General features: G+C 49.1%; 27 protein-coding genes. 21 read left to right on the forward strand and 6 right to left on the reverse strand.

Annotation, left to right across the window (positions count from 1 at the left end):
- Positions 1–2,979 (reverse strand): phosphoribosylformylglycinamidine synthase subunit PurS, encoded by a 2,979-nt coding sequence (locus PHT49_08550; GenBank protein ID MDD5451926.1) that lies wholly within the window; start codon positions 2,977–2,979, stop codon positions 1–3.
- Between the two features lie 193 nt (positions 2,980–3,172).
- Between PHT49_08550 and PHT49_08555 the strand changes: the two genes are divergently transcribed.
- The 15 genes from PHT49_08555 (at position 3,173) to PHT49_08625 (ending at position 10,228) form a co-directional block, all read left to right on the forward strand.
- Entirely contained in the window at positions 3,173–3,394 is a 222-nt protein-coding gene (locus PHT49_08555) for a hypothetical protein (GenBank protein ID MDD5451927.1), read from the forward strand.
- 225 nt (positions 3,395–3,619) lie between these two features.
- The gene (gene rnk, locus PHT49_08560) at positions 3,620–4,036 is read left to right on the forward strand and encodes a nucleoside diphosphate kinase regulator (protein MDD5451928.1); all 417 of its coding nucleotides are present in this window, start codon (positions 3,620–3,622) and stop codon (positions 4,034–4,036) included.
- A 345-nt stretch (positions 4,037–4,381) separates the two neighbouring features.
- A complete protein-coding gene (locus tag PHT49_08565) occupies positions 4,382–5,425 on the forward strand; it encodes a rod shape-determining protein (protein ID MDD5451929.1) in 1,044 nt (347 codons plus the stop codon).
- A 127-nt stretch (positions 5,426–5,552) separates the two neighbouring features.
- A complete protein-coding gene (locus tag PHT49_08570) occupies positions 5,553–5,837 on the forward strand; it encodes a BrnT family toxin (protein ID MDD5451930.1) in 285 nt (94 codons plus the stop codon).
- Position 5,838: 1 nt separating this feature from the next.
- Entirely contained in the window at positions 5,839–6,126 is a 288-nt protein-coding gene (locus PHT49_08575) for a hypothetical protein (GenBank protein ID MDD5451931.1), read from the forward strand.
- Positions 6,127–6,239: 113 nt separating this feature from the next.
- Complete coding sequence (locus PHT49_08580; protein ID MDD5451932.1) at positions 6,240–6,494, forward strand: hypothetical protein; 255 nt, start codon at positions 6,240–6,242, stop codon at positions 6,492–6,494.
- A 225-nt stretch (positions 6,495–6,719) separates the two neighbouring features.
- Entirely contained in the window at positions 6,720–6,998 is a 279-nt protein-coding gene (locus tag PHT49_08585; GenBank protein ID MDD5451933.1) for a type II toxin-antitoxin system RelE/ParE family toxin, read from the forward strand.
- A 12-nt stretch (positions 6,999–7,010) separates the two neighbouring features.
- Positions 7,011–7,346, forward strand: a complete 336-nt coding sequence (locus tag PHT49_08590; GenBank protein ID MDD5451934.1) for a HigA family addiction module antitoxin — start codon at positions 7,011–7,013, stop codon at positions 7,344–7,346.
- A 164-nt stretch (positions 7,347–7,510) separates the two neighbouring features.
- A complete protein-coding gene (locus PHT49_08595) occupies positions 7,511–7,783 on the forward strand; it encodes a BrnT family toxin (GenBank protein ID MDD5451935.1) in 273 nt (90 codons plus the stop codon).
- Positions 7,784–7,785: 2 nt separating this feature from the next.
- A complete protein-coding gene (locus tag PHT49_08600; GenBank protein MDD5451936.1) occupies positions 7,786–8,094 on the forward strand; it encodes an antitoxin in 309 nt (102 codons plus the stop codon).
- Between the two features lie 283 nt (positions 8,095–8,377).
- Entirely contained in the window at positions 8,378–8,614 is a 237-nt protein-coding gene (locus tag PHT49_08605; protein ID MDD5451937.1) for a hypothetical protein, read from the forward strand.
- 80 nt (positions 8,615–8,694) lie between these two features.
- Positions 8,695–8,979, forward strand: a complete 285-nt coding sequence (locus PHT49_08610; protein ID MDD5451938.1) for a BrnT family toxin — start codon at positions 8,695–8,697, stop codon at positions 8,977–8,979.
- A gap of 1 nt (position 8,980) precedes the next feature.
- A complete protein-coding gene (locus tag PHT49_08615; GenBank protein ID MDD5451939.1) occupies positions 8,981–9,259 on the forward strand; it encodes a hypothetical protein in 279 nt (92 codons plus the stop codon).
- A gap of 313 nt (positions 9,260–9,572) precedes the next feature.
- Positions 9,573–9,902: a type II toxin-antitoxin system Phd/YefM family antitoxin gene (locus PHT49_08620; GenBank protein MDD5451940.1), complete on the forward strand. Its 330-nt coding sequence runs from the start codon at positions 9,573–9,575 to the stop codon at positions 9,900–9,902.
- A complete protein-coding gene (locus PHT49_08625; protein MDD5451941.1) occupies positions 9,902–10,228 on the forward strand; it encodes a type II toxin-antitoxin system RelE/ParE family toxin in 327 nt (108 codons plus the stop codon). Before PHT49_08620 ends, PHT49_08625 begins: the two co-directional genes overlap by 1 nt.
- Before the next feature lie 29 nt (positions 10,229–10,257).
- On the opposite strand, the gene PHT49_08630 is transcribed toward PHT49_08625, so the two are convergent.
- Entirely contained in the window at positions 10,258–11,946 is a 1,689-nt protein-coding gene (locus tag PHT49_08630) for a glutamine--tRNA ligase/YqeY domain fusion protein (protein ID MDD5451942.1), read from the reverse strand.
- Positions 11,947–12,379: 433 nt separating this feature from the next.
- Here PHT49_08630 and PHT49_08635 point away from each other — a divergent pair, with 433 nt between their 5' ends.
- Entirely contained in the window at positions 12,380–13,312 is a 933-nt protein-coding gene (locus tag PHT49_08635) for a DUF1566 domain-containing protein (GenBank protein ID MDD5451943.1), read from the forward strand.
- Positions 13,313–13,342: 30 nt separating this feature from the next.
- Here PHT49_08635 and PHT49_08640 read toward each other — a convergent pair whose 3' ends face one another.
- Together PHT49_08640 and PHT49_08645 are read right to left on the reverse strand one after the other, a co-directional pair.
- Positions 13,343–14,419: a hypothetical protein gene (locus tag PHT49_08640; protein ID MDD5451944.1), complete on the reverse strand. Its 1,077-nt coding sequence runs from the start codon at positions 14,417–14,419 to the stop codon at positions 13,343–13,345.
- A 184-nt stretch (positions 14,420–14,603) separates the two neighbouring features.
- Entirely contained in the window at positions 14,604–15,767 is a 1,164-nt protein-coding gene (locus tag PHT49_08645) for an SPFH domain-containing protein (GenBank protein MDD5451945.1), read from the reverse strand.
- A gap of 561 nt (positions 15,768–16,328) precedes the next feature.
- On the opposite strand from PHT49_08645, the gene PHT49_08650 reads away from it, so the two are divergent.
- The 4 genes from PHT49_08650 to PHT49_08665 all read left to right on the forward strand — a co-directional run bounded on the left by PHT49_08650 (position 16,329) and on the right by PHT49_08665 (position 18,410).
- Positions 16,329–17,252: a bile acid:sodium symporter family protein gene (locus PHT49_08650; GenBank protein MDD5451946.1), complete on the forward strand. Its 924-nt coding sequence runs from the start codon at positions 16,329–16,331 to the stop codon at positions 17,250–17,252.
- A 128-nt stretch (positions 17,253–17,380) separates the two neighbouring features.
- The gene (locus tag PHT49_08655) at positions 17,381–17,566 is read left to right on the forward strand and encodes a hypothetical protein (protein MDD5451947.1); all 186 of its coding nucleotides are present in this window, start codon (positions 17,381–17,383) and stop codon (positions 17,564–17,566) included.
- A 239-nt stretch (positions 17,567–17,805) separates the two neighbouring features.
- Positions 17,806–18,030, forward strand: a complete 225-nt coding sequence (locus PHT49_08660; protein MDD5451948.1) for a type II toxin-antitoxin system Phd/YefM family antitoxin — start codon at positions 17,806–17,808, stop codon at positions 18,028–18,030.
- Positions 18,027–18,410 (forward strand): type II toxin-antitoxin system VapC family toxin, encoded by a 384-nt coding sequence (locus PHT49_08665; protein ID MDD5451949.1) that lies wholly within the window; start codon positions 18,027–18,029, stop codon positions 18,408–18,410. The genes PHT49_08660 and PHT49_08665 overlap by 4 nt, the downstream gene beginning before the upstream one ends.
- A gap of 112 nt (positions 18,411–18,522) precedes the next feature.
- Here the strand turns inward: PHT49_08665 and PHT49_08670 are convergent, their stop codons facing one another.
- Positions 18,523–18,735, reverse strand: a complete 213-nt coding sequence (locus PHT49_08670) for a hypothetical protein (GenBank protein MDD5451950.1) — start codon at positions 18,733–18,735, stop codon at positions 18,523–18,525.
- 59 nt (positions 18,736–18,794) lie between these two features.
- Positions 18,795–19,775 (reverse strand): hypothetical protein, encoded by a 981-nt coding sequence (locus tag PHT49_08675; GenBank protein MDD5451951.1) that lies wholly within the window; start codon positions 19,773–19,775, stop codon positions 18,795–18,797.
- Between the two features lie 657 nt (positions 19,776–20,432).
- Here PHT49_08675 and PHT49_08680 point away from each other — a divergent pair.
- A complete protein-coding gene (locus PHT49_08680; protein ID MDD5451952.1) occupies positions 20,433–22,400 on the forward strand; it encodes a cation:proton antiporter in 1,968 nt (655 codons plus the stop codon).
- Positions 22,401–22,448: the final 48 nt, after the last annotated feature.

Here is a 22,448-nt window from a genome sequence, read left to right on the forward strand (position 1 = left end):
CTACCAGCGCAGGGGTCTTTGCCAGGCCTCTTTGAGCCGGGCTATGGCCGCCGATACCACTATATCACCTCTCAGGCCGTTACAAATCAGGACCGGCTCTTCAGTCACCCGGCCTATGCGGGCCAGGGTTGTACCCTGCATGGCGGCGCTAAACGCCTCTTCTCTGTCCGGGTGAACAGTCACCACAAAACGGCTCTGGGATTCGGAAAAGAGGAGGAAGTCATCGCGTTCGATATCCTCTCCGGGTACAGCGGCCAGGTCGATCTTCATGCCCAACCCGCCGGCGAAGGCCGTTTCCGCCAGGGCTACCCCTAACCCCCCGTCCGAACAGTCATGGCAGGAGGCGACAAGTCCTTCTTTGATGGCCCTGGCAAGCTTTTCGTAGGTCAGTTTCGCGGCTGCGGCCTCTACCCTTGGGACTTCGTTTCCGATGTAGTCATGCAGGGCGAAGTATTCCGAGCCGCCCATCTCCGGTTTAGTGAGACCTATGACATATACCAGGTCGCCCGGCGCCTTGGCGTCCATGGTCTGCACCCGGCGGACATCGTCAATCTTTCCCAAGACGGAAAAGAGCACCGTGGGCGGGATGGATATCTTTGTATTCTCCACGAGGTAGTCGTTTTTCATGCTGTCCTTGCCGGAGATGCACGGCACGCCATAGGCCGTGGTGTAATCGTACAGGGCCTGATTGGCGCGGACCAGTTGGGCCAGTTTGTAGCGGCCGTCCGGCGTCTTTTCGGATTGAATGGGATCACACCAGCAGAAGTTATCCAGTCCGGCCAGATGCCCGAGATTTCCGCCGGAGGCTATGGCGTTGCGTACGGCCTCATCAATGGCACAGGCCATCATGTGATAGGTGTCTATATCACTGTAGCGGGGACAGATGCCGTTGGCTACCACAATCCCTTCAAAAGACGAGAGCACCGGCCTGATGACCGCGGCATCGCTGGGGCCATCACCATTTCGCCCGGAAAGGGGCTTGATAACGCCTCCGCCCTGTACCTCATGATCGTACTGCCGGACCACGTATTCTTTACTGCATATATTCAGGCGGCCGAGCATGGTCTCCAGGGTGGAAGTGAGGTCTTCTGCCTCCGGAATGTCCGGTTCAGGGTGTTTTGGAGGCGTCCAGATGGCCACCAGTTCCATTTGGGGCAGCCCGTTGTGGACAAATTCCATATCCAGGCAGGCCACTGTCTTTCCCTCATAGGTGACCAGAAACTTCCCGTTGTCATTAAACCGGCCCAGAACCGTGGCCTCCACGCCCATTTTTTCGGCCAGGGCCAGGAAGGCGTCTTTATTATCCGGGGACACGGCCAGGGTCATGCGCTCCTGGGCCTCGGAGAGAAATATCTCCCAGGGGTTAAGACCGGCATACTTGAGCGGGGCCTTCTCCAGTTGAAGCTCAAAGCCCCCGCAGTCCTGGGCCATCTCGCCTACGGAGGACGAAAGGCCTCCGGCCCCGTTATCGGTTATGCTCCGGTAAAGACACCGGTCGCGGGCTGCCAGGAGAAAATCCGTCATCTTTTTCTGGGTGATGGGGTCTCCGATCTGCACTGCCGTGGCCGGTGATCCTTCATGCAATTCCTCGGAAGAAAACGTGGCCCCATGTATGCCGTCTTTACCGATGCGGCCGCCGGTCATGACGATAAAATCTCCCGGCTCGGCCTTTTTGATATGCGAAGGCCCGCCGCATACGACGGCAGGCATGATGCCGCCTGTCCCGCAGAAGACCAGCGGTTTACCCAGATAGCGTTCGTCAAATATGAGGCAGCCGTTTACGGTGGGGATGCCGCTTTTGTTCCCGCCGTGTTCCACGCCTTCCCGCACGCCCTCAAAGATGCGTTTGGGGTGGAGGAGCCGGGGGGGCAGGGGCTTATCGTAATCCGGGGGCGCAAAGCAGAAGACATCGGTATTGAAGATGAGCTTGGCCCCCTTGCCGGTGCCGAAAGGGTCGCGATTAACCCCGACTATGCCGGTAAGGGCCCCGCCGTAAGGATCAAGGGCCGAGGGACTGTTGTGGGTCTCAACTTTAAAGGCCAGGCTCCATTCATCGTTAAACTTGATCACCCCGGCGTTATCACGGAAGACGGAAAGGCAGAAGTCGTTTTCTCCTTTGGCCTCACGGATGAGCCGGGTAGAGTCTTTTATATAAGTATCAAAAAGGCTGTTAATAATCCTGGTATCACCGGTTTCGTCCGTATAGTGGATACGGCCGTTAAATATCTTATGCTTACAGTGTTCGGACCAGGTTTGGGCCAGGCATTCCAACTCCACATCCGTGACCTTTTCGCTCAGGCCGAGACTCCGGCGATGGGCCAGAGTCTCCGGAGAGGTGATGTAATCCCGAATGACCTTCATCTCAGCAAGGTTAAGGGCCAGTACCCGCTCGCGGCTTATGGCCAGAAGTCTTTCGTCACTCACCGCAAGATCAATCTCCTCAACACCGGGACGTGTATCGGCGACTACCCTGGGAACAAGAGGCGGCATCCCCGTGGTCTTATCCCATTCAGATCGATCCTTGATGCGGAAACTCTGGATAAGGGTGTTGGCCAGGAGGCCGGTGGCTATGCGTTCTACGTCTTTCAGGGACAGATCACCGGTGAGGGCATACTGTGTAGAGGTATAAACCCCTTCGCCCCTGTTCAATTTCCGTCCGATGGCCAGTTCAAGGGATTCCCGGGCCGTTTTCCCCTCATTATCAGTCACACCCGGCCTGAACCCCACCTCGATAAGCCAATCAAATGCATCGGCCAGAGGACGGTCAATGGAATATTCCTGGCTGATAGAGTCACAAAAGAGCTGGCCGGCCAATTCTTCTACCAGAGTGGAGGCAACCTCGGTATCAATCGTAAATACCTTGATAGTCCGCACGGAACGAACAGGGAGGTGAATATCCTCGTTGATCCTCTTTCGGATCTTCTCACCAAAGGCGTCACGCAGTGATTTTTTGAGCATTACTTCGATGCGATGAACCATAGGCGGTAACTATAACAGACTCTATTTTTCTTTTCAAACACTTTCCCCGATTCAAAATCCACCAGGGTCTTTTGCTGTCCAGGATACACGCCCGGGTAAGGCGCGAAGCAAGGGCCGCGTTTTTATAAAAACCCTTGCGAAAGAGCCTCTTTTGCCCTATGGTTGATTCTATATGGAAGGAGGGTTTGTCATCATGCAGGCGTTAAGAAAAAAAATGAAGGTTGGTAGCCAGGGTATTATCCGGCTTAGAGGGCTTCCCTATCCACCCGGAACAGAGGTTGAGGTTATTGTTTTCCCTGAGCCAGGCCAGGAAGGAATTTACGACTATACAGCACAGTTGATTTCCAGAAAGAAAATTCCAAGATATTCGATGAAAGAAATAGAGAAGATCGTTCACGAGGTCAGGGGAGTTTGAACCCTCCTAAAGTTGTTTTCGATACAAACATCCTGATATCTGCTTATTTTTCCATATACTTAGGCGACATTCCTTGCCTCTGCGCCTATTTTACCTTATAAAGACAGCTACGTTGCCCCCAAAATCTCCCTTTTTGCTTGACGCCACTATCTTTTTTCTCTATGACTATGAAAAAGACAGTCGACAGCTAAAATATAATATTGGGCCTAATGACAGGAGGATATCATGCCAGAAAGAAATATATACATCACCGAATTTGATAAAGCGCGACTCGAGGAACTCATTGCGGTGGCTGATGAGTTCGGCGGTCATGACAGGAAAGATTTAGATTCTTTGGCAGAAGAGTTGGATCAAGCGGAGATCGTGTCCTCCAAAGACATACCACCCGACGTGGTGACCATGAACTCGAAGGTCGTTCTTCGTGATTTAAGCACTTCTGAGAAAATGACTTATATTTTAGTATTTCCCAGCGATGCGAACATCGATACGGGAGCTATCTCAATCCTCGCACCTGTGGGAACGGCGATTCTGGGTTATGCCAAAGGAGATATTATTGAATGGCCGGTTCCATCTGGAATACGCCGTATTTGCATCGAAGAAGTTCTTTACCAGCCCGAAGCGGCCGGCGATTATCATCTATAGTGCCAACCACGGCATGAAGACGGACGGGCTGGATACCGCGATTTTTCTGTGGGTTATCGAAGTAATCAGCGTGGTAGGTTATTGACCTTTCTCCATTCCAACCCGCCCGCCGCTTATGCCCAGCCTTGAGCCTGTAGAATAAGTCCGTTGAGAACTTCAAAGATGAGCCCTGGAAAAAATCGGCTTCACAGAATGCCCAATGATCGACGATCTCCCTATCGGGAGGGGTTTTTTGCACCTCCTAATTTCACCCATCAAACAATTCCGAGGGGTTTTTCTACAGACTCGTTGGGCTTCGAAGAGAACAAAGTGGAATGTTTCTGTAAACAATAAGACAAAACAATAGTGAAATATATATTATCTAACTTATCACAGATTATATCACTACCAAGTATAGCTGTGGATCTTGGCACAGCGAATACTCGCATTTATGCCTCTCTGAATGGAGAAATTACAGTAAGGCCTTCTTTAGTAAGCCTTACTGGTAGAAAAACAAATAATATTTCAGACGAATATTTGGAATACATTAATAATAATAGACTTGTTACAAAGCCACTTCGCGGTGGCGTAATTGTTGACCTCAAAAATTCCATAAAGTTATTAAAACCATTACTAAAAAAATCCAGAAGATTTTTATTGTCTCCGATATCATTGGCCAGCGCTCCAACAGATACTACAGAATATGAACGTGATCTTCTTCGTAAAGCGATTATTAATGCTGGGGCATCTCACGTGTCAATAATCCCCGAAGTTTGGGCTGCTGCAGTCGGTGCGGGAATGGACATAACTCATCCAAGTGCACAGTTACTTATAGATATAGGTGATGGAGTAACAGACATGGCGGTATTTCGCGATGGTCGCATGATTTACTCCTCATCGGTCCGAATGGCATGCAGTGATCTCCAGAGAGCTATTCGTTCTGCAGTTATGACGAAATACAAAATACAGATATATGATGATTCTACTGAGCGGTTAACAAATGAAATTTCATCAATTCTGAAGAGTCAAGAGCACAATTGTGAATCATTTGATATTGCTGGTATTGATATTATCAAGAGGCGTAAAGTAATTTGTTGCGTGAAGAAAAAAGATATTATCAATGCCTTAGAGCCAGTGGTGAGTAAAATAATCAAAATGATTGAAATCAGTTTAAAAAGAGTTCCTGAAAAAATATATTGCGAAATATTAGAATCAGGAATTTGTCTGACAGGTGGCGGAGCTTGCATTGAAGGAATTGATAGGTTAATAGCATTTAGAACCAACATGGAAGTTAGAATAGCATCTGACCCAATACACGCAGTGATAAATGGTGCAATTCAAATATTGAATTTTTGGAATGGGAAGAAAAACTGGTGGGAAAATGTTGTTTGGCCCAAGTTGTCAACATGAATAATGTCAAAATGTTAGCGTCATATCATAGCCATGTAGGGGCTTTGCCCACCAAAACAAATGACAATGTGTTGTGGATATGGGTCACATGAAATGCTGAATTATTGAAGGGTTCAAAGGGGAGATAATGAAACTGAACTTTGAGTGGGATGAAGAGAAAGCCAAAGCGAATCTCAAAAAGCATAGAGTCAGTTTTGATGAAGCCATAACGGTTTTCCTTGATCCCTTTTCAATTACGATCTCTGACCCAGACCATTCAGTGGAGGAGCAACGGTATATTGATATTGGTAGTTCTGATAAGGGCCATGTACTGGTAGTGGTTTACACCGAACGAGGCTCGAACATACGTATTATCAGTAGTCGTAAGGCGACCCTATCGGAGCGAAAACTTTATCAAGAAGGAAGTAACTAAAATGGTACTAATGGAGGAGAACAATATGCGTGCTGAATACGATTTTAAAGGAGGAGTGCGTGGCAAGCATTACAGAGCCATGCAAGATGGGTATACGATTACTATTCATAAGGCGGATGGCACCACTATTACTAAGGACGTGATGCCAAAAGAGGGCGCAGTTGTTCTAGCGCCAGATATTCGCGCGTATTTCCCAGACTCGGAATCTGTAAATAGGGCTTTGCGTTGTTTAATTCCACTGCTACCCAAAAAGCGCAGGAAGGGAAAATTGGGGACAGCCATGAAATAATGCAATTCTCTACGTGCTTGATTGAGAAGATCACAATTTCATAGCCGTCCTTCTGAACTGCCCTATAATGTTTCTCTATGACTATGAAAAAGACAGTTGACAGCTAAAATATAATGTTACGCGGTAATATAAGAAAAGAGGTGAAGCAAGTGACGAAGTTGCTTGAGAAAGCCTTTAAGGAGGCTTCCAAACTCCCTGATATGGACCAGAACGCATTAGCCAAGTGGGTCTTGGACGAACTGCATTCAGAAAGGGCCTGGGCAAAGTCCTTTGCCGAATCGGAAGATGTTTTGGAAAGGCTCGCTGAGGAGGCTATTCGCGAAAAGCGAAGAGGCAAGACAGATCCGCTTGATCTGGATCGGCTATGAAGTCATGGGGGGACTTTAGCCATGTAGGGTGGGCTTTGCCCACCAAAGCTGCTGGACTATGAAAAAGACAGTTGACCGCTAAAATATATATAATGTTACGCGGTAATTGAGAAGATCATATCACTTTAGTCTTCTGCGAACACAGTGAGTTTTAAATCCCTATCCCGATCGGGCCTCTATAATCACGCTTGACGTTATTCACGAGATGCGTTATTATGTGACGACATGATCAGATCATTCAAGTGTGAATACACCGAAGCGCTCTCAAAAGGCCGGCGTGTCAGGCAGTTTGTGAATATCGCTAAGGTGGCGCGGCGTAAGCTTAGACAGATCGAGATCGCCGGTCAACTTGATGATCTGAGGGTGCCACCCGGCAATCACCTTGAAGCACTCAAGGGTGATCGTTCCGGTCAATACAGCATTCGTATTAACGATCAGTGGCGTGTCTGCTTTCGTTGGACGGATGCGGGTGCAGAAGATGTGGAAATTGTCGATTACCACTGAGGAGAGTCCATTATGAGCAAGCTCGAACCTATTACTCCCGGCGAGATCCTCTTGGAAGAGTTTCTAAAACCTATGGGACTTAGCCAGTACCGTTTGGCCAAGGAAATTGGCGTTCCCGCTCAGCGTATCAGTGAGATTGTCGCAGGTAAGCGTGCGATCACAGCCGATACAGATTTACGGTTGTGCCGGTTCTTTGGTCTGTCCAACGGCTATTGGTTGAGAGCTCAGGCTGCTCACGATACGGAGGTTGCAGAGCGCACTCTTGGCCCATCGCTAAAGAAGATCAAACCTTGGTCTGCCTATGCGGCCCAGCCAAAACTGAGGAAATCGGGGACAGCCATGAAATAATGCAATTCTCTACGTGCTTGATTGAGAAGATCATAATTTTATAGCCGTCCTCCTGAAGTCTAAAGCCATCCATGTCCGCAGGATTTTTTCGTCCTTATCAAACTGGGCCGTTGAGCCGAAATAATAATGTTGACAATAGGCACACATTGTAATAATCATATAATATGAAAGTTTTTCGATGGGATAATGAGAAAAATGAATGGTTGAAGCAAAATAGAGGAGTTTGTTTTGAAGAAGTCGTAATATTGATGGAACGGGAATATGTTCTTGAAACAATTGAACACCCAAATCAAGATAAGTATCCGGGTCAGAAAATTGCAATAGTCAGTATTGATAATTATGCTTATCTCGTTCCTTATATACAGGAAAGCGAAGAGATATTTTTAAAAACCATTATTCCCAGCCGAAAAGCTACAAAGAAATATGTGAGGTCATAAAAATGAAAAAGACGATCTTAGACGCTGAAGAGAAAGATATTTTAGAATCATATGAACGTGGAGAATGGCGGACTGTAAAAAATCAAAAGCAGGAAATAATAAAACTCCGTGAATATGCGAAGAATACACTTCAAAAAGACAAGAGAATAAATATCCGGATGTCATCCAAGGATCTGGATCAGGTACAGGTCATTGCTGCTCAAGAAGGCATTCCTTACCAAACACTCATATCCAGCATTATACATAAATACGTATCCGGCTATTTAACAGAGAAAAAGAGAGTTGGGAAATCGGGGACAGCCATGAAATAATGCAATTCTTTACGTGTTTGATTGAGAAGATCATAATTTTATAGCCGTCCTTCTGAACATGCATAGCGAGCGAATACGATGTATTTTACCTTGCATACGGAGATTCTCCGTCCGCCGCAAGGCGGGCTGCGGGGAGCTTCAATTGCCCTATAATGAGCCTCTATGACTATGGAAAAGACAGCTAAAATATAATGTTATGCGCTCATGAAAATAATGTGAGGTGGTTTTATGAAGCTAAAAGTAATTGTTCATGAAGCAGAAGAAGGTGGTTATGGAGTAAGCTATGAAAAAATCAAAACAAGTTTTACCGGAATTTGTGGTTTGTATCAATAACATAGATTATCCGGCATCATTAGAACTTCATAAAATTTACCGTGTGCTTCCAGATGAAGATGTTGCTGCCGAAGGGGATATTCGAATTATTGATGAGAGCGGAGAAGATTATTTGTACCCTTCTTCCTATTTTGTTCCCATCCAAGTTCCTCAATCGATTGAAGAGTCGTTACTTAGGGCGTCATAATTTGAACCTGTGCCGAACATCAGCTTGGAGAAGGATGTCCGTTAAGCTTAAACGATACGCTATGGTTCAAAGGGGAGATAATGAAACTGAACTTTGAGTGGGATGAAGAGAAAGCCAAAGCGAATCTCAAAAAGCATAAAGTCAGTTTTGATGAAGCCACAACGGTTTTCTTTGATCCCTTTTCAATTACGATCTCTGACCCAGACCATTCAGTGGAGGAGCAGCGGTATATTGATATTGGTAGTTCTGATAAGGGCCATGTACTGGTAGTGGTTTATACCGAACGAGGCTCGAACATACGTATTATCAGTAGTCGTAAGGCAGCCCTATCAGAGCGGAAACTTTATCAGGAAGGAAGTAACTAAAATGGTACTAATGGAGGAGAACAATATGCGTGCTGAATACGATTTTAAAGGAGGAGTGCGTGGCAAGCATTACAGAGCCATGCAAGATGGGTATACGATTACTATTCATAAGGCGGATGGCACCACTATTACTAAGGACGTGATGCCAAAAGAGGGCGCGGTTGTTCTGGCGCCAGATATTCGCGCGTATTTCCCAGACTCGGAATCTGTGAATAGGGCTTTGCGGTGTTTAATTCCACTGCTGCCCCAAAAGCGCAGGGCAAAGGCGAAAAAGGCCTGACAAGTCGCAGCAACCAATGCGGACGGGAATTTTTAAATCTCCTTGACGGTGTTACCCCGATGCCATTAATAGGGGTAATCTAAATTGTTTTTGTTTTCATCCGGAAACTGCCAAATCCCCCCACCCCCCCTTTTTTGCTAAAGGGTGGAAATATTGAAATCCCCCTTTGGAAAAGGGAGATACAGGGAGATTTTCGGGTGTAATCTAAATCCTTTCTATTGTCAGCCCATCTATGTTCCACCTCTCACGCAAATGAAAAAGGACGATCGGGTGTCCTTGCAAAAGCGTTGAGCAGGCCGTCATAAATCTTGACATGCGACCTGTTTATGGACTATATTTAGTCATACGAAAGAAAGGGAGGCAACCCATGAAACTGTCCAGCCGGATTAGGCCCATCAGTTACCTGAAGGCCCATGCCGCCGAAATCGTAAGGAAGCTGGGTGAGCAGCGGGAGCCGCTGGTCATTACCCAGAACGGCGAAGCCAAGGTGGTCATTCAGGACATTGAAAGCTACGAACAAACCCAGGAAACCATGGCTCTCCTAAAAATACTGGCACTCGGGACCCGTCAGATCGAGGAAGGCAAGGTCCAGCCCGCTGAGGATGTGATCAAACGCTTACGCGAGCGACGGGAGACTCGCTGATGCCGTTCGCGGTTTTGCTGACCAATGACGCAGCACGTGACCTCGACGAGCTTTATGGCTATATCGCCCGGCACGATGCGCCTCAAAAAGCGGACTACGTTTTGAAGCAGATCGAGAAAGCCTTCTCCAGGCTGTCCGAATTCCCCGAGCGGGGCGCCTATCCGAAAGAACTGCTGGCGCTGGGGATTCGGGAATACCGCGAGGTTTTTTTCAAACCCTACCGTATCATTTACCGAGTCATGGACAAGAACGTCTATGTTCTGCTGATCGCCGATGGCCGCCGTGATATGCAGACGCTGTTGCAGCGGCGATTGCTAGACGCGTAATGCACAGCGCCGGAATGGATTCTTGTTCACTACTTCTGCGCCTTTTCTACCTTGGCCCAGGAATCACGTAAGGACACGGTTCGGTTAAATACCAGTCTTTGATTAGACGAATCCACGGAATCCACACAGAAATAGCCCTGCCGCTCGAACTGGTACCGGTTTCCGGGAACGGCGCCGGCCAGACCCGGTTCGACCCGGCACGAGGTCAATATTTCCAACGAGTTCGGGTTTAAATCAGTCCTGAAATCCTGACCATCCTCGCCCGGCTCCGGCTTCAGGAAAAGATGATCGTACAGGCGCACCTCGGCCTCCAGCGCGTGGGCAGCCGAGACCCAGTGCAGCGTGGCCTTGACCTTGCGCCCGTCCGGAGAGTCCCCGCCGCGCGTCTCCGGGTCATAGGTGCAGTGCAGTTCCACCACTTCGCCGGTCTGTTCGTCCTTAACCACCCCCACACAGGTGATAAAGTACGCATAACGCAGCCGTACCTCCCGGCCCGGGGCCAGACGGTAGAATTTTTTGGGTGGGTCTTCACGAAAGTCCTCTTGTTCAATGTACAGCACACGGGAAAAAGGGACCTTGCGTGACCCCATGCCGGGATCCTCCGGGTTGTTCACGGCCTCCAGTTCTTCCACTTGGCCTTCCGGGTAGTTGTCAATTACCACCCGGAGTGGCCGCAATACCCCCATGACCCGCGGGGCGCGTTTGTTTAGATCTTCGCGGAGGCAGTGCTCGATCAGGGCCATATCAACTGTGCTATCCCTCTTGGCTACCCCGATGCGTTCACAAAAGTTTTGGATGGACTCGGGCGTGTAGCCGCGTCTCCGCACACCGGCCAGGGTAGGCATGCGCGGATCATCCCAGCCGGTGACATGCCCTCCTTCCACCAATTGCACGAGCTTTCGCTTACTGAGCACGGTGTAGCTGAGATTAAGACGGGCAAACTCGATCTGCTGCGGATGATGGACGCCTAATTGATCGAGGAACCAGTCATAGAGCGGCCGATGGTCTTCAAATTCCAGCGTACAGATGGAATGGGTGATCCCCTCGATGGAATCCGAAAAACAGTGGGCAAAGTCGTACATCGGATAAATGCGCCACTTATCGCCGGTCCGGTGGTGTGTGGCCCGGAGAATACGGTACATGACCGGGTCCCGCATATTTAAGTTGCCGGAGGCCATATCGATTTTGGCGCGAAGAACCCGGGAACCGTCCTCAAACGCCCCGGCCCGCATGCGCTCGAATAAGTCCATGTTCTCTTCGACCGAACGTTTTCGATACGGACTATCCTTGCCGGGCGCGGTCAAAGTACCACGGTACTCCCGGATCTCCTCCGCACTCAGGTCGCAAACATACGCCTTACCAACCTTGATTAACTGCACGGCGTACCGGTAGAGTTGTTCAAAGTAGTCTGAGGCGTAGAACAGCCGGTCAGCCCAATCAAATCCCAGCCACCGGACGTCTGCCTTGATCGATTCTACGTATTCAATTTCCTCTTTGGTGGGATTGGTGTCATCGAAGCGCAGATTGCAAAGGCCTTTGTATTCGGCGGCCAGACCGAAATTGAGGCAGATAGATTTGGCATGCCCGATGTGCAGATAGCCGTTCGGCTCCGGTGGGAACCGGGTGTGGACCCGCCCCTGGTTCTTGTTGGCCTTCAGGTCTTCCTCGATGATATTACGGATAAAATTGGGTGTAGGCTTTGCGTCAATAGTGGTCATGTTTACCAGTTCCTTCTATAAAAACATCATTGCTGTCCAAATTGCTGATTCACGTGCTGTGGCCTTCAAATCCCCCTTGATCCCCCTTTTCAAAGGGGGAAAATACCGTTAACCCCCTCTTTGGAAAAGAGGGGTCAGAGGAGATTTTAAATTTTTTTTAGACAGATCGAGATTGATTCCAGTTCTCAAGATGCGTTGTGCGCTGTCAGTATGATATCTATATCCTAATTTTTTGCTTATTTCAATTGATTCGATAAAGGGTAAGGATGAAGGGGAGGGTATAGGTTTCAAAGGCTTGACACAGGTACTGGCCAGGATTAATTTAATAACAAATGAGTGATGGTCTAGAATGAAATAGCTCATCGCATATTGTAAAGAAATACTTAGGGCCAATCTCTCGAAATTTTTTATCATAAAAAGGGGGGTATATGGTATGGGTATTCGCGAAAAGCTTGGGTTAAGCAGTGACGAGCCATTGAGCATTGCCTGGGACATCACCCCGGCAGATACCTTCGGCATTTTCGAAAGCTGGGGCGGCAAGATACACGTCCGCAGCAACAAGGAACGGTACTACTATTTTTACATCGACGGCTGGAAAACGCCTCCACAGCTTCTTCTGATGGAGCGCGGGGTGAAGCATGCCCGGATCCTGGCCCGGATCGATGCCCCCCAGGACATGGTCGACGCCTGCGTGGCCGGTCAGGGTAGAGGCGAAACCGACCGGAGTTATGCCATTGATGACGCCTTGCGAAGCTGGCTGCAGGCCAATGTCATTGAGGCCCACGATACGTCAAAGGTGCTCCCTCTGGAGAGCGAATTGGTGGAGGAGCCACTGGAAACAGGCCTTCCGGGAAAAGATGAACCGCAACCTGCAATCGAGCCGGTAACGCTGCGGTCTGAACCGGCCGTTATCAGCGAAGATGAGGTACCGGACATCATACGCCGGAACGGGTTCTACGACAGCTACCACAATGCGTCCGGGGATTTTGCCAATCACCTCGTCGACAACGGCGACGGCCTCACGGTGACAGATTTGAAGACCGGCATCCAGTGGCAACGGGGCGGATGCGATATCGCCGCCATGCCCAGCATCCAGAGATATGTGGTGGCACTGAATGAACATAGTTTCGCCCGGTTTAATGACTGGCGGCTGCCGACCATGGAAGAGGCTTTATCGCTTATGGAGCCCGCGCCAAGCGGAAACGGTCTCCATCTGCATCCCTGTTTCTCCAAGTTGCAGCCTTTCATCATTCTGGCCGATCAGCGCAAATCCGGCGGCTACTGGTTCGTCGACTATAAGCAGGCCACCGTCTTCTGGGGGTCGGGCATACGGGGCGCCTTTGGCCGGGTCTGCCGGAGCCTATAGCCTGTTTAGAGCCATCTGCGGTCAGGACCACTAAAGAGTTCTCGCAAAACTGAGGGCGCTCCTCTGGATGCTGCACTGAAGCTGCGACTGGATGAACTCAGTGGAATTTGCCGCAAAGGGGAAGTAGACCAACAGGAATTCCTCCGCCTGAATGTGGATTTCTCCGAGCCTGGGGAAAAGACTTTTCTTGTCCATGGCAGTCTGCGCCAACACGATTTTCAGGCCGTCCGCGGCATCGCTCATGGGCAGTGTAACAGGGTATAGCGGGGACTTGGGGAGGTGTCCTTCGAGGTTCTTCGTGGGCTGAGAAAGAGTCATTTGCCGGGCCAGTCTCAGGAAATGTGCGGGTTGAATCTTGAAGGCCGGGGACCAGAAGTAGAAGCCAAGATCATCCCATTCCTTCCTTATGGCCTTTGGCAGATTAGCAAGACGCACCAGATCGGCATAGGATCGTAAGCTAAGCCCTTCCATCCTGGGTCTTATCCTCCAGAACGGCAAGTATATGGCGCTCTCAGTATTTCCTCCATCGGAGACGACCCCGAAGTCTATCCTCCTCAGGTCTTGCCCGAAGATCCCCCACACAGAATCACAATTGCTGCAATGGAGCGCCCAGCTTTCCCTCTCGCCCGCAAGAGTCCACCCGCAATTGGGACATAAGGTAGGAAGAAACTTTATCCTCCAATCCGGCCTCTCTTCAAAGGAGAAACGCTCATCGTCGGCCACATTCCCGGCATCCGTCGCAATGGGTCTATCGAGGATCGCGTCATAAATGACATTATTATGAATAAAAATCGGGGAGTAAACCAGGCTTCCTACTTCACCGATGAACGCCCTGTGAAACTCGGTGCATGTCTGCGCCAGGTCATCAGCCAACATCTCCGGCCGGTTCATCCCTGAGAAGAACTGTTCGAATGAGAGATGCGGTCTTAGGAATCTTGCGTCCTCCATAGCCGCGGCAAATTTTAGTTTCAGGGCCTGCGGCCGGAGACCGAGGGAGACGGGCAACGATGTATCATTCAAGGCCAAAAGAGTGGTATCGACTACTCTCTGGCACACCCGGTATGGCTCACAGGAAAAAAGCATCCCCCGGAAGCGCCAGTACGGCACAAAAATGACATCCTTTCCGGCGGATGGGGCAGGGGACAAACAGTATCTGAAATGACCATGGGGGAGCAGGTATAATTTCACCCGACAAAAAGAACAGGAGAAAATCCGGTCAGTCTCCTCCAGGGTGGCAGGGGCCCCGCACTGCGGGCATTGGTGTGCGATTTTCAGCAATTCTTAGGGCTTTCTACAGTTTTTCACCGCACTGATTGCAGTAGATGGAATCGGGCAAATTTTCTGTCGCACAATGACGGCATTTCCGGGGGACAGGCTTCTGTTCCGCCGGCCTTCCACAGCGCGGGCAGAACCTGGCGTGGGGAGGCAGGTTTTTGCCGCACCCCGCACACTGCTGGAAAACGAGTAACTGGTGACCGCAGGAAGGACAGAATTTTGCGTCGCCGGCCACGGAGTTCCGGCAATCAGGACATTTAAAGGCATCCTGCTCCTTTTGGGCCTGTCCGTTTCTCAGAATATCCGCGAACATGCCCGGCATAATGAAACCGAGACCCATCCCCAGACCCGCTCCTGCCTCGCCTTGTGACGTCGCTGCGCTTTCCATCGCCATGGCCGCCTTCATCTTTAATAGCTGGTTCAAGTCGTCGAACACGCCCAGCCGGCTTTTATCGTCTATGGCCTGTTGGACCTCCGGCGGCGGGGTAATAGAATTGATATAAAGATCTGAAAGCCCAAGGCCGTAGTGGCTCAAATCCTGCTGCAAACGTCTTTTGAGCCCTTCCGATATGGAATCGTATTGTCCAGGCAGCTTAAGCATGGAATCAAGATTCTCTCCCAGGTAATCATTAAAGCGTGAAACGATTACCCGGCTCAGATATTCTTCGATTTCTTCGGTGGTATAAATGTGCTGGGTTCCTACCAGGGTATTGATAAAAAGGACGGGCTGGATGACCCTGATATTAAAGACCCCGAAGGCCCGGAGGCGAATCAATCCCAACTCGGAATCCTTGAAGGCTACCGGATCCCTTGTTCCCCACTTCAGGTTTGGAAAGACCTTCAGGTTTACGAAATAGACCTCGGCCCTGAGCGGGCTTGTCAAACCCCAGGGCAGGCTCAGCACCTTGGTGATGATAGGAATATTACCGGTAGCGAGTGTATGCCGACCTGGCCGAAATGCATCGTAGGCCTTCCCGTTATAGAAGAAAACGGCGGATTGGCTCTCTCTTACAATGAGTTGGGCCCCATATTTTATTTCTCCGGAGCCCTTCTCGGGAATCCTGTGGACCATTGCCTTGCCGGTTTCGTCAAACCACTCGATAACCTCTAAAAATATAATGTTGTCTGTCCCCACAGTCGTAATCCTTTCCGTTGCCAGTCTTCTTCTTTCTTTCGTCATTATGGCGATGAAGCTTTAACCCGAAGTTTGCGGATTAATCTCTTGACCATGACTGCCCGCCCGAATGACGGTAACAGTTCTCAACCTCTGATACGCCCGGGACACAAAAAAGGGCAGGATGTACTTCTTTGTGGACTTTCCCCACATTTTTATGGAAGCCATTGTTCCTGAGTGTAACTTGCTGAAGCAGTGGGGCACCCTTCGAGGGCGAGCAGGAAGGGGAAAGCCAGCCCTTTAGAGGCTGGAAGGGGTAAACCTTCCCCACCTGCGAGTCCCGAAAGGGTCACTGCGCAAGCCGTGAAGCGAAGGAATGACGGCTTACATTTCTAAAATACAAAAATTGGATAAAAATCAACACGTTGGCATAATCTGTTGAGATTTTTGGGGAAAGTCCTGGTCCTTCTTTCGCTTTACAGGAATATAAGTCTATGATAAGAAGCCCTATGCTTCGTCAGACCAGACTGGCCGCCCTTAGAATTTCTCCCATCCGATCAGGAAACGTTTGGCAGCTCACCGGACCTATCCCGACTTAATTCCTATCCAGTAAAAAGGAATCAACCCTTGAATCGAATACTGAACATATTCAATCGCCTGTTTGTTCTCTGGATTATCCTGGCCGGAATTGCTGCCTTCTATTTTCCGGCCATCTTCATCCCATTAAAAAAACATATGGAATTATTCTTTGCCATAACCATGTTCGGCATCGGAATGGTCTTAAAACCCATAGACTTCATAAATATCTTTAAAAACATCAAGGTAGTGGTGATTGGCACGGCTGCTCAATTTACGATCATGCCACTATCGGCCTTTTTCGTTGCCAGGCTTTTTTCATTATCAAAAGAGTTTTCCCTGGGCCTGATTTTGACCGGATCAGCGCCGGGTGCCATGGCCAGTAACGTACTGAGCTATCTCGCCGGTGCCGATGTCGCCTATTCGGTATCGTTGACCACTGTATCCACCCTCCTGGCGCCGGTACTTACCCCACTTTTAACCCTGCTGTTAGCCCATACCATACTGGAAATCCCCTTTTGGGACATGTTTGTCAGCGTCTTTAACATGGTTGTTATTCCACTGCTTCTGGGCATAACCGTAAAAAGCATTTTCTCTGACAAAGTGGAGCACCTCTCCAAAGTCTTCCCCGCGATTTCCACCACATTCATAGCCTTTATCTGCGCGCTGGTCATAGCCCTTAATAAGGAATACCTTATGAAAGTAAACGCCTGGATTTTTATGGCGGCGATTCTGTTAAATCTCCTGGGGCTGTTCCTGGGCTACATGACGGGGAAGACATTTGGTTTTGATATCCTGAAAAAACGGGCCCTATCCATTGAAGTCGGCATGCAAAATGCCGGTCTGGGCAGCGTGCTGGCCTTGAAACATTTTAATGAGAAAGTGGCCCTGCCCGCGGTCGTTTTTATTTTTATCTGTATATTCAGCACCTCCTTTCTGGTGCAAATCTGGTCCAGTACGAAAAAGCCGGGCTGAACATGCATAGCGAGCGCATTCCCCGCTGCTTGCAGCGTGGGCACTCTTTCGAAATTTCATGCCCCATCTTATCAGAAACCCCCTCGTCTGGATAGCCGCTACATCTCCAGACAGGAGTCTGGAGTTTTATGCGGCTGAATAAAGAATACGCTCCAAAACTACTAGAAGCAGTAACTTCGGGGAATGCCGGTCTTCTTCTAACTATTCAGTTTTCTTATTCTTCGAATTTCCCTGACTCAGAAAGATACAAGTATCAGGTTGGACATAAAATCAGTATTGACGAAGCTAAAATACTTTCAAAAACATATAAATAGCGTAGTAAATGGGGACGCCCTCTACTTTTCCAGTTTACGAAAGATCATTATTTTTCAAGGTGTTTAAAAGACGCTCCTACAGATATTTCTTGAATTACCCCGCAAAATTACCTAAAATTCATTAAAAGAAGCACGTAAGCATAAAAAATAATGTTAGCCCGGAATTTCCTTCCTATTCCCTTCACATATTTCTGCTTTTGGTTTAAGATACCGATTAACTGTAAGTATAGGAGAATGCAATGTCAATACAGACCATAGACGTAAGGAAGGCACCGCCAGACTTAAAAGGCTTACTATCACTTGTGGCTGAAGGAACCGAGGTTGTACTCACGGAAGGCGATACACCGCTTGCTCGTTTAGTGCCCATCGGGAAGCGTGTGGCGGGACTCCACTCTGGTGCAATCTGGATAAGTGAAGATTTCGATGAGCCCCTACCAGACGAGTTTTGGATGGGAAATACATGAGGTTACTACTTGACACACATGTCTTTATCTGGTGGGACAGCGCGGCGAAGCTCTCGCCACGGGTTTTAGCTCTATGCCAAGATCGGGAAAACACTCTGCTGCTCAGCGTAGTAAGCGCATGGGAGATTCAGGTTAAGCTACAGCTTGGCAGGCTCAAGCTACACATGCCCTTATCCGACCTGATAGAAGGTCAGCGGGAGACCAATGCGCTCGAGGTTTTGCCGATAGTGCTCGATCACGTTTTGGCTTTAGACGCATTGCCGGTTCACCACAAGGATCCGTTTGACCGATTGTTGTTGGCACAATCAGCTGTGGAAGATGTGGTTCTCGTCAGCAAAGACTCGGTCTTCACAAATTATCCGGTCAAGGTGATCTGGTAGAAGAACCCCTTTCGTACCTCCTGGGCTAACAAGTTATTCCAAGCGGATGGGCGACAGGAAGGGTGAATTCACCAATCCAAGGATTATTAGTACGGTCGTCAAGGGGATTAATCTATTGTTTTCCGGTAATCTCTAAATTGAAATAGGCCTGGGCGACCTGTCTGTCGCCATAATATGCCTTGATCAAGGCAGGATAGGTTACAGATAACGAGGTCCTGCCCAGGAATTGAAGATTTAACGGGGTCGCAACTGAGACACCGGCCCGGAGTGCCGGGGTAGGACGGCGTTCGGGGGTGACATATCCTTCGTAGTGAAAGTATGGCAAACCCGCTTTTCTAGTTGTTTCAACCGCGTATCAAGTTCTTCGTTCACCGGACTTTCCGTCTATTTCAGTCCCGTTATCTTTTGGACGTTTTTGAGGAGCCAGTTCTGGGTAAAGAGGTGTTCTCTATTAAGGCCCAGGTGAAGCCTGAGTTGATCTTTGATCTCGCCATCAGGGACCAGGGAGATAAGCCTTTCGTACCTGGAGATCAGGGTTTCTTCGACCGGGATGAGAGCTTTCAGGACAGAAAGCCGGTCTTCCCCTAAATAGATAGAAGGCATGGGGTTTCTGCTCATTTCTACTCCGTTTGCATCCTTTTTGGCATTTTCGATCTGAATGACGTCTCCCCATTTGATTAAGGTGCCGGAGTTTTTATCCCAGTGCCTCATGTGATCGATGGAGTTTTTAAAGAGACGCTGACTGAGATCCTGGTGCTCACTGAAGAGAAACACGTATTTTAAGTAGCGGTGCGTGAGTTCATTTTCCAGACGCATGATTTCGTGGAGAAGCTGTACTTCTTCCCGGTTGATATTTTCCGGGTTTGATGGGTAGCAGAGGGCATCTTCAGCTCCCTGTGCCTTCAGGACGTCCATCATGGCCGCAAACTGGTTCGAGTGGCGCACCTCATCATAAGAGATATTCAGGACCATGTTCTGAATCTTTGGGAAAGCGCCTTCGGGAAACTTTGCCGACTGGTAGAGATTCGTGACTAGGTCTTCCGTCATTTTGTCTCTGTTAAGATTATCCATAATTCGAGGGTAGCGCATGACCTCATCGGTTTTAAAAGAGGGAACCCCGCCCATCTGGGTAATAATGACGGCAAGCTGAATGGAATGGTACATCTCATCGATGCCGATCTGAATCATCTGGGCGCGGATATCGGTTCTATTCTTCATAATGGGGTCTTCATAGAAAAACTTGCCCTTCGGCATGGAGTAGGCATGGATCGTATATTCAAAGCTTACGGCCCATTCGTGCTCCAGGGCGATGTTTAAAAGCCTTAAGGCGTCTTCCTTGGTCTCCACTTTTTGAATCTTGTCCATAGGCCCTCCAACATATCTTTTTTATTGTAACATTATAAGCATATTACCTGCCTTTTGACAACTGCGAGCCGGACCCCAAATACACCACCCTAGTTTGTAGGTAGTGGATTTAAGACGATTCCGCCCTTGCCTTCGGCTAGTAGTTCTGCTAACGTATCGCTACATGAGCGGGGTTCACGTTTGCACCCCATAAGTTCACGCCCATGCCGGGCGTATACCATCTGCTGCACGCTGACCGGTGTTTCGCTGGCGCTATACGACGGCAGGTGAGCAGTACGTTAGGCCATTGTGATATTATAATTAAACTCTTTTTTAAAACGTTGCCTGTTTTTCAACGCTCATTTCAGGTTCTCGAAGGCAAGATTGAGAAGCCAGCCTTTGTGAAGCGTGGTACTTATTACGCCTTTCGCTATGAAAAGCAGCCTGTTCAAGCGGCAGTGATTTAGAAGTTAACCCGTGTAATAAGCGGTTCAGTCTAACTCGACTTTTCACGGGTGGCTTCGCGCCGTAAAAACTGTCATTCGTTTTGCAACTCCATTTATGAGGAATTCTAATGATCAGACCCATATCGACATATGTGAACCCATATTGAGAATCCATGAACGAAAGCTGAAAAATGTACCGGAAAGATCATTCTCATAAGGAGAACATGTCCCGATGGGGATAGCATCTGATATTATTATCATCGTAGTGGCTGCCTTAATTGGTGGTTTGATTGCCCACAAACTAAGACTGCCTTTGATTTTGGGTTACATTCTGTCTGGTGTATTGGTCGGCCCTTATACCGTTGGGGTAACCGTTTCAGGCATCCATGAGATCGAACGGCTGGCGGAGATTGGCGTTGCGCTTTTGCTTTTTGCTTTGGGGTTAGAGTTTTCGGTTAAAAAATTGAAACCGGTGCGTAACGTTGCCTTAATCGGTACGCCTATTCAGATTCTCCTGACCATGGCCTATGGGTTTGCGATTGGGTGGTACCTAGGTTGGGAGTGGATCCCCTCGCTTTGGCTGGGAGCGCTGATCTCCCTATCCAGTACGATGGTCATCTTGAAAACTCTGATGAATCAGGGATGGCTGGGCACACTCTCAAGTCGAGTGATGATTGGAATGCTGATTGTCCAGGATCTGGCGGTCGTGCCCATGATGATCATATTGCCGCAGTTGAATAATCCGAAAACCGGACTCCCGGCGCTGGGAATAGCTGCGCTGAAAGCTGCCCTATTTCTTGTGTTGATGATTTTCTTGGGGACACGGCTCCTTCCGCGCCTGATAAGCCACATCGCCCGCTGGAACTCACGTGAGCTATTTCTTCTCGCAATCGCTGCCGCCGGCCTGGGGGTTGGCTACGCCACTTACCTCTTCGGACTTTCGTTTGCTTTTGGAGCCTTTGTGGCCGGTATGGTTCTGAGTGAGTCGGATTATAGTCATCAGGCGTTAAGCGACATCACTCCCCTGAGGGATCTGTTCGGCCTGCTTTTTTTCGCTTCGGTTGGCATGTTGCTGGACCCGGCTTTTCTAATTGCCAACATAGGCAAGGTGTTGACCTTGGTGCTGCTTGTAGCGGTGGGTAAGGGATTGATTTTCGCCACATTGACCAGACTCTTCGGCTATGGCAATGTAGTCCCCCTAGCCGTTGGGCTGGGACTTTTCCAGGTAGGAGAGTTCTCTTTCGTGCTGGTTCGGATGGGCGTCCAGACGAATTCAATTGGAAGCGAAGTGTATTCTTTGATCCTTACTACGGCTATGGTGACTATGATTCTGACCCCCTTTGCCTCGGGACTGACTGCCCCGCTGTACGCCCTCCGGAGGCGTTGGTTCAAACATGAGCCGCTACAAACTATCAATCTTCCCCAAACAGGACTCCGAGACCACGTGGTTATCGTCGGTAGAGGCCGAGTTGGGCGGCATGTGGCTCAGGTTTTGCGTCGTCTGGATTTAGCATTTGTAATTATAGAGATGGATTACCGTCGGGTTGAACAGGCCAAGGCCGCCCATTTACCCGTAATTTATGGGGACGCGAGCCAGGCAATCGTTTTGGAAGCAGCCCAAATTGAGCAAGCACGCTTGCTGCTGATCACGGTCCCCGCGATCGTTGTTTCACAATCCATCGTTCACCAGGCTCGTCAACTTAATTCGTCCCTCCATATCGTCGCCAGGGCTGAAGGAATAGAACAAATGAAAGCATTGTATGGCAGCGGCGTCTATGAGGTGGTTCAGCCGGAGTTTGAGGCTGGTTTGGAAATTACGCGACAGGCGTTGCTCCATCTCCGCATTCCTGTCACCGAAATACAGCGATATACTGACGCGGTACGCCATGAATTATACGCCCCCCTCTATCAGACACATTATGATTATCGTACAATTGTTCAACTCCAAAATGCCGGGGACCTGTTGGAACTGACCTGGATGAATCTGTCCCCGGGCAGTCCCCTGAATGGGCGGAATATTCGAGAGTTAGGCATACGCAGTCAGACGGGCGCTTCTGTTGTGGGAGTTATACGGAAGGGAGTGTTTTATCCCAATCCCGACGCCGAATATAGTTTTGCTGACGGTGATCTGGTAGCAGTCATAGGCGAACCTCATGAGCGTGCTGCTTTCGAAGCGTTAGCGAAACCGGTTACTAATTGAATCACTATTGCAGGAATTGACGAGGAGGTAGAAAAAATGGCTCGAAAC

It is taken from the genome of Desulfovibrionales bacterium, from assembly GCA_028715605.1.
GTDB lineage: Bacteria > Desulfobacterota > QYQD01 > QYQD01 > QYQD01 > QYQD01.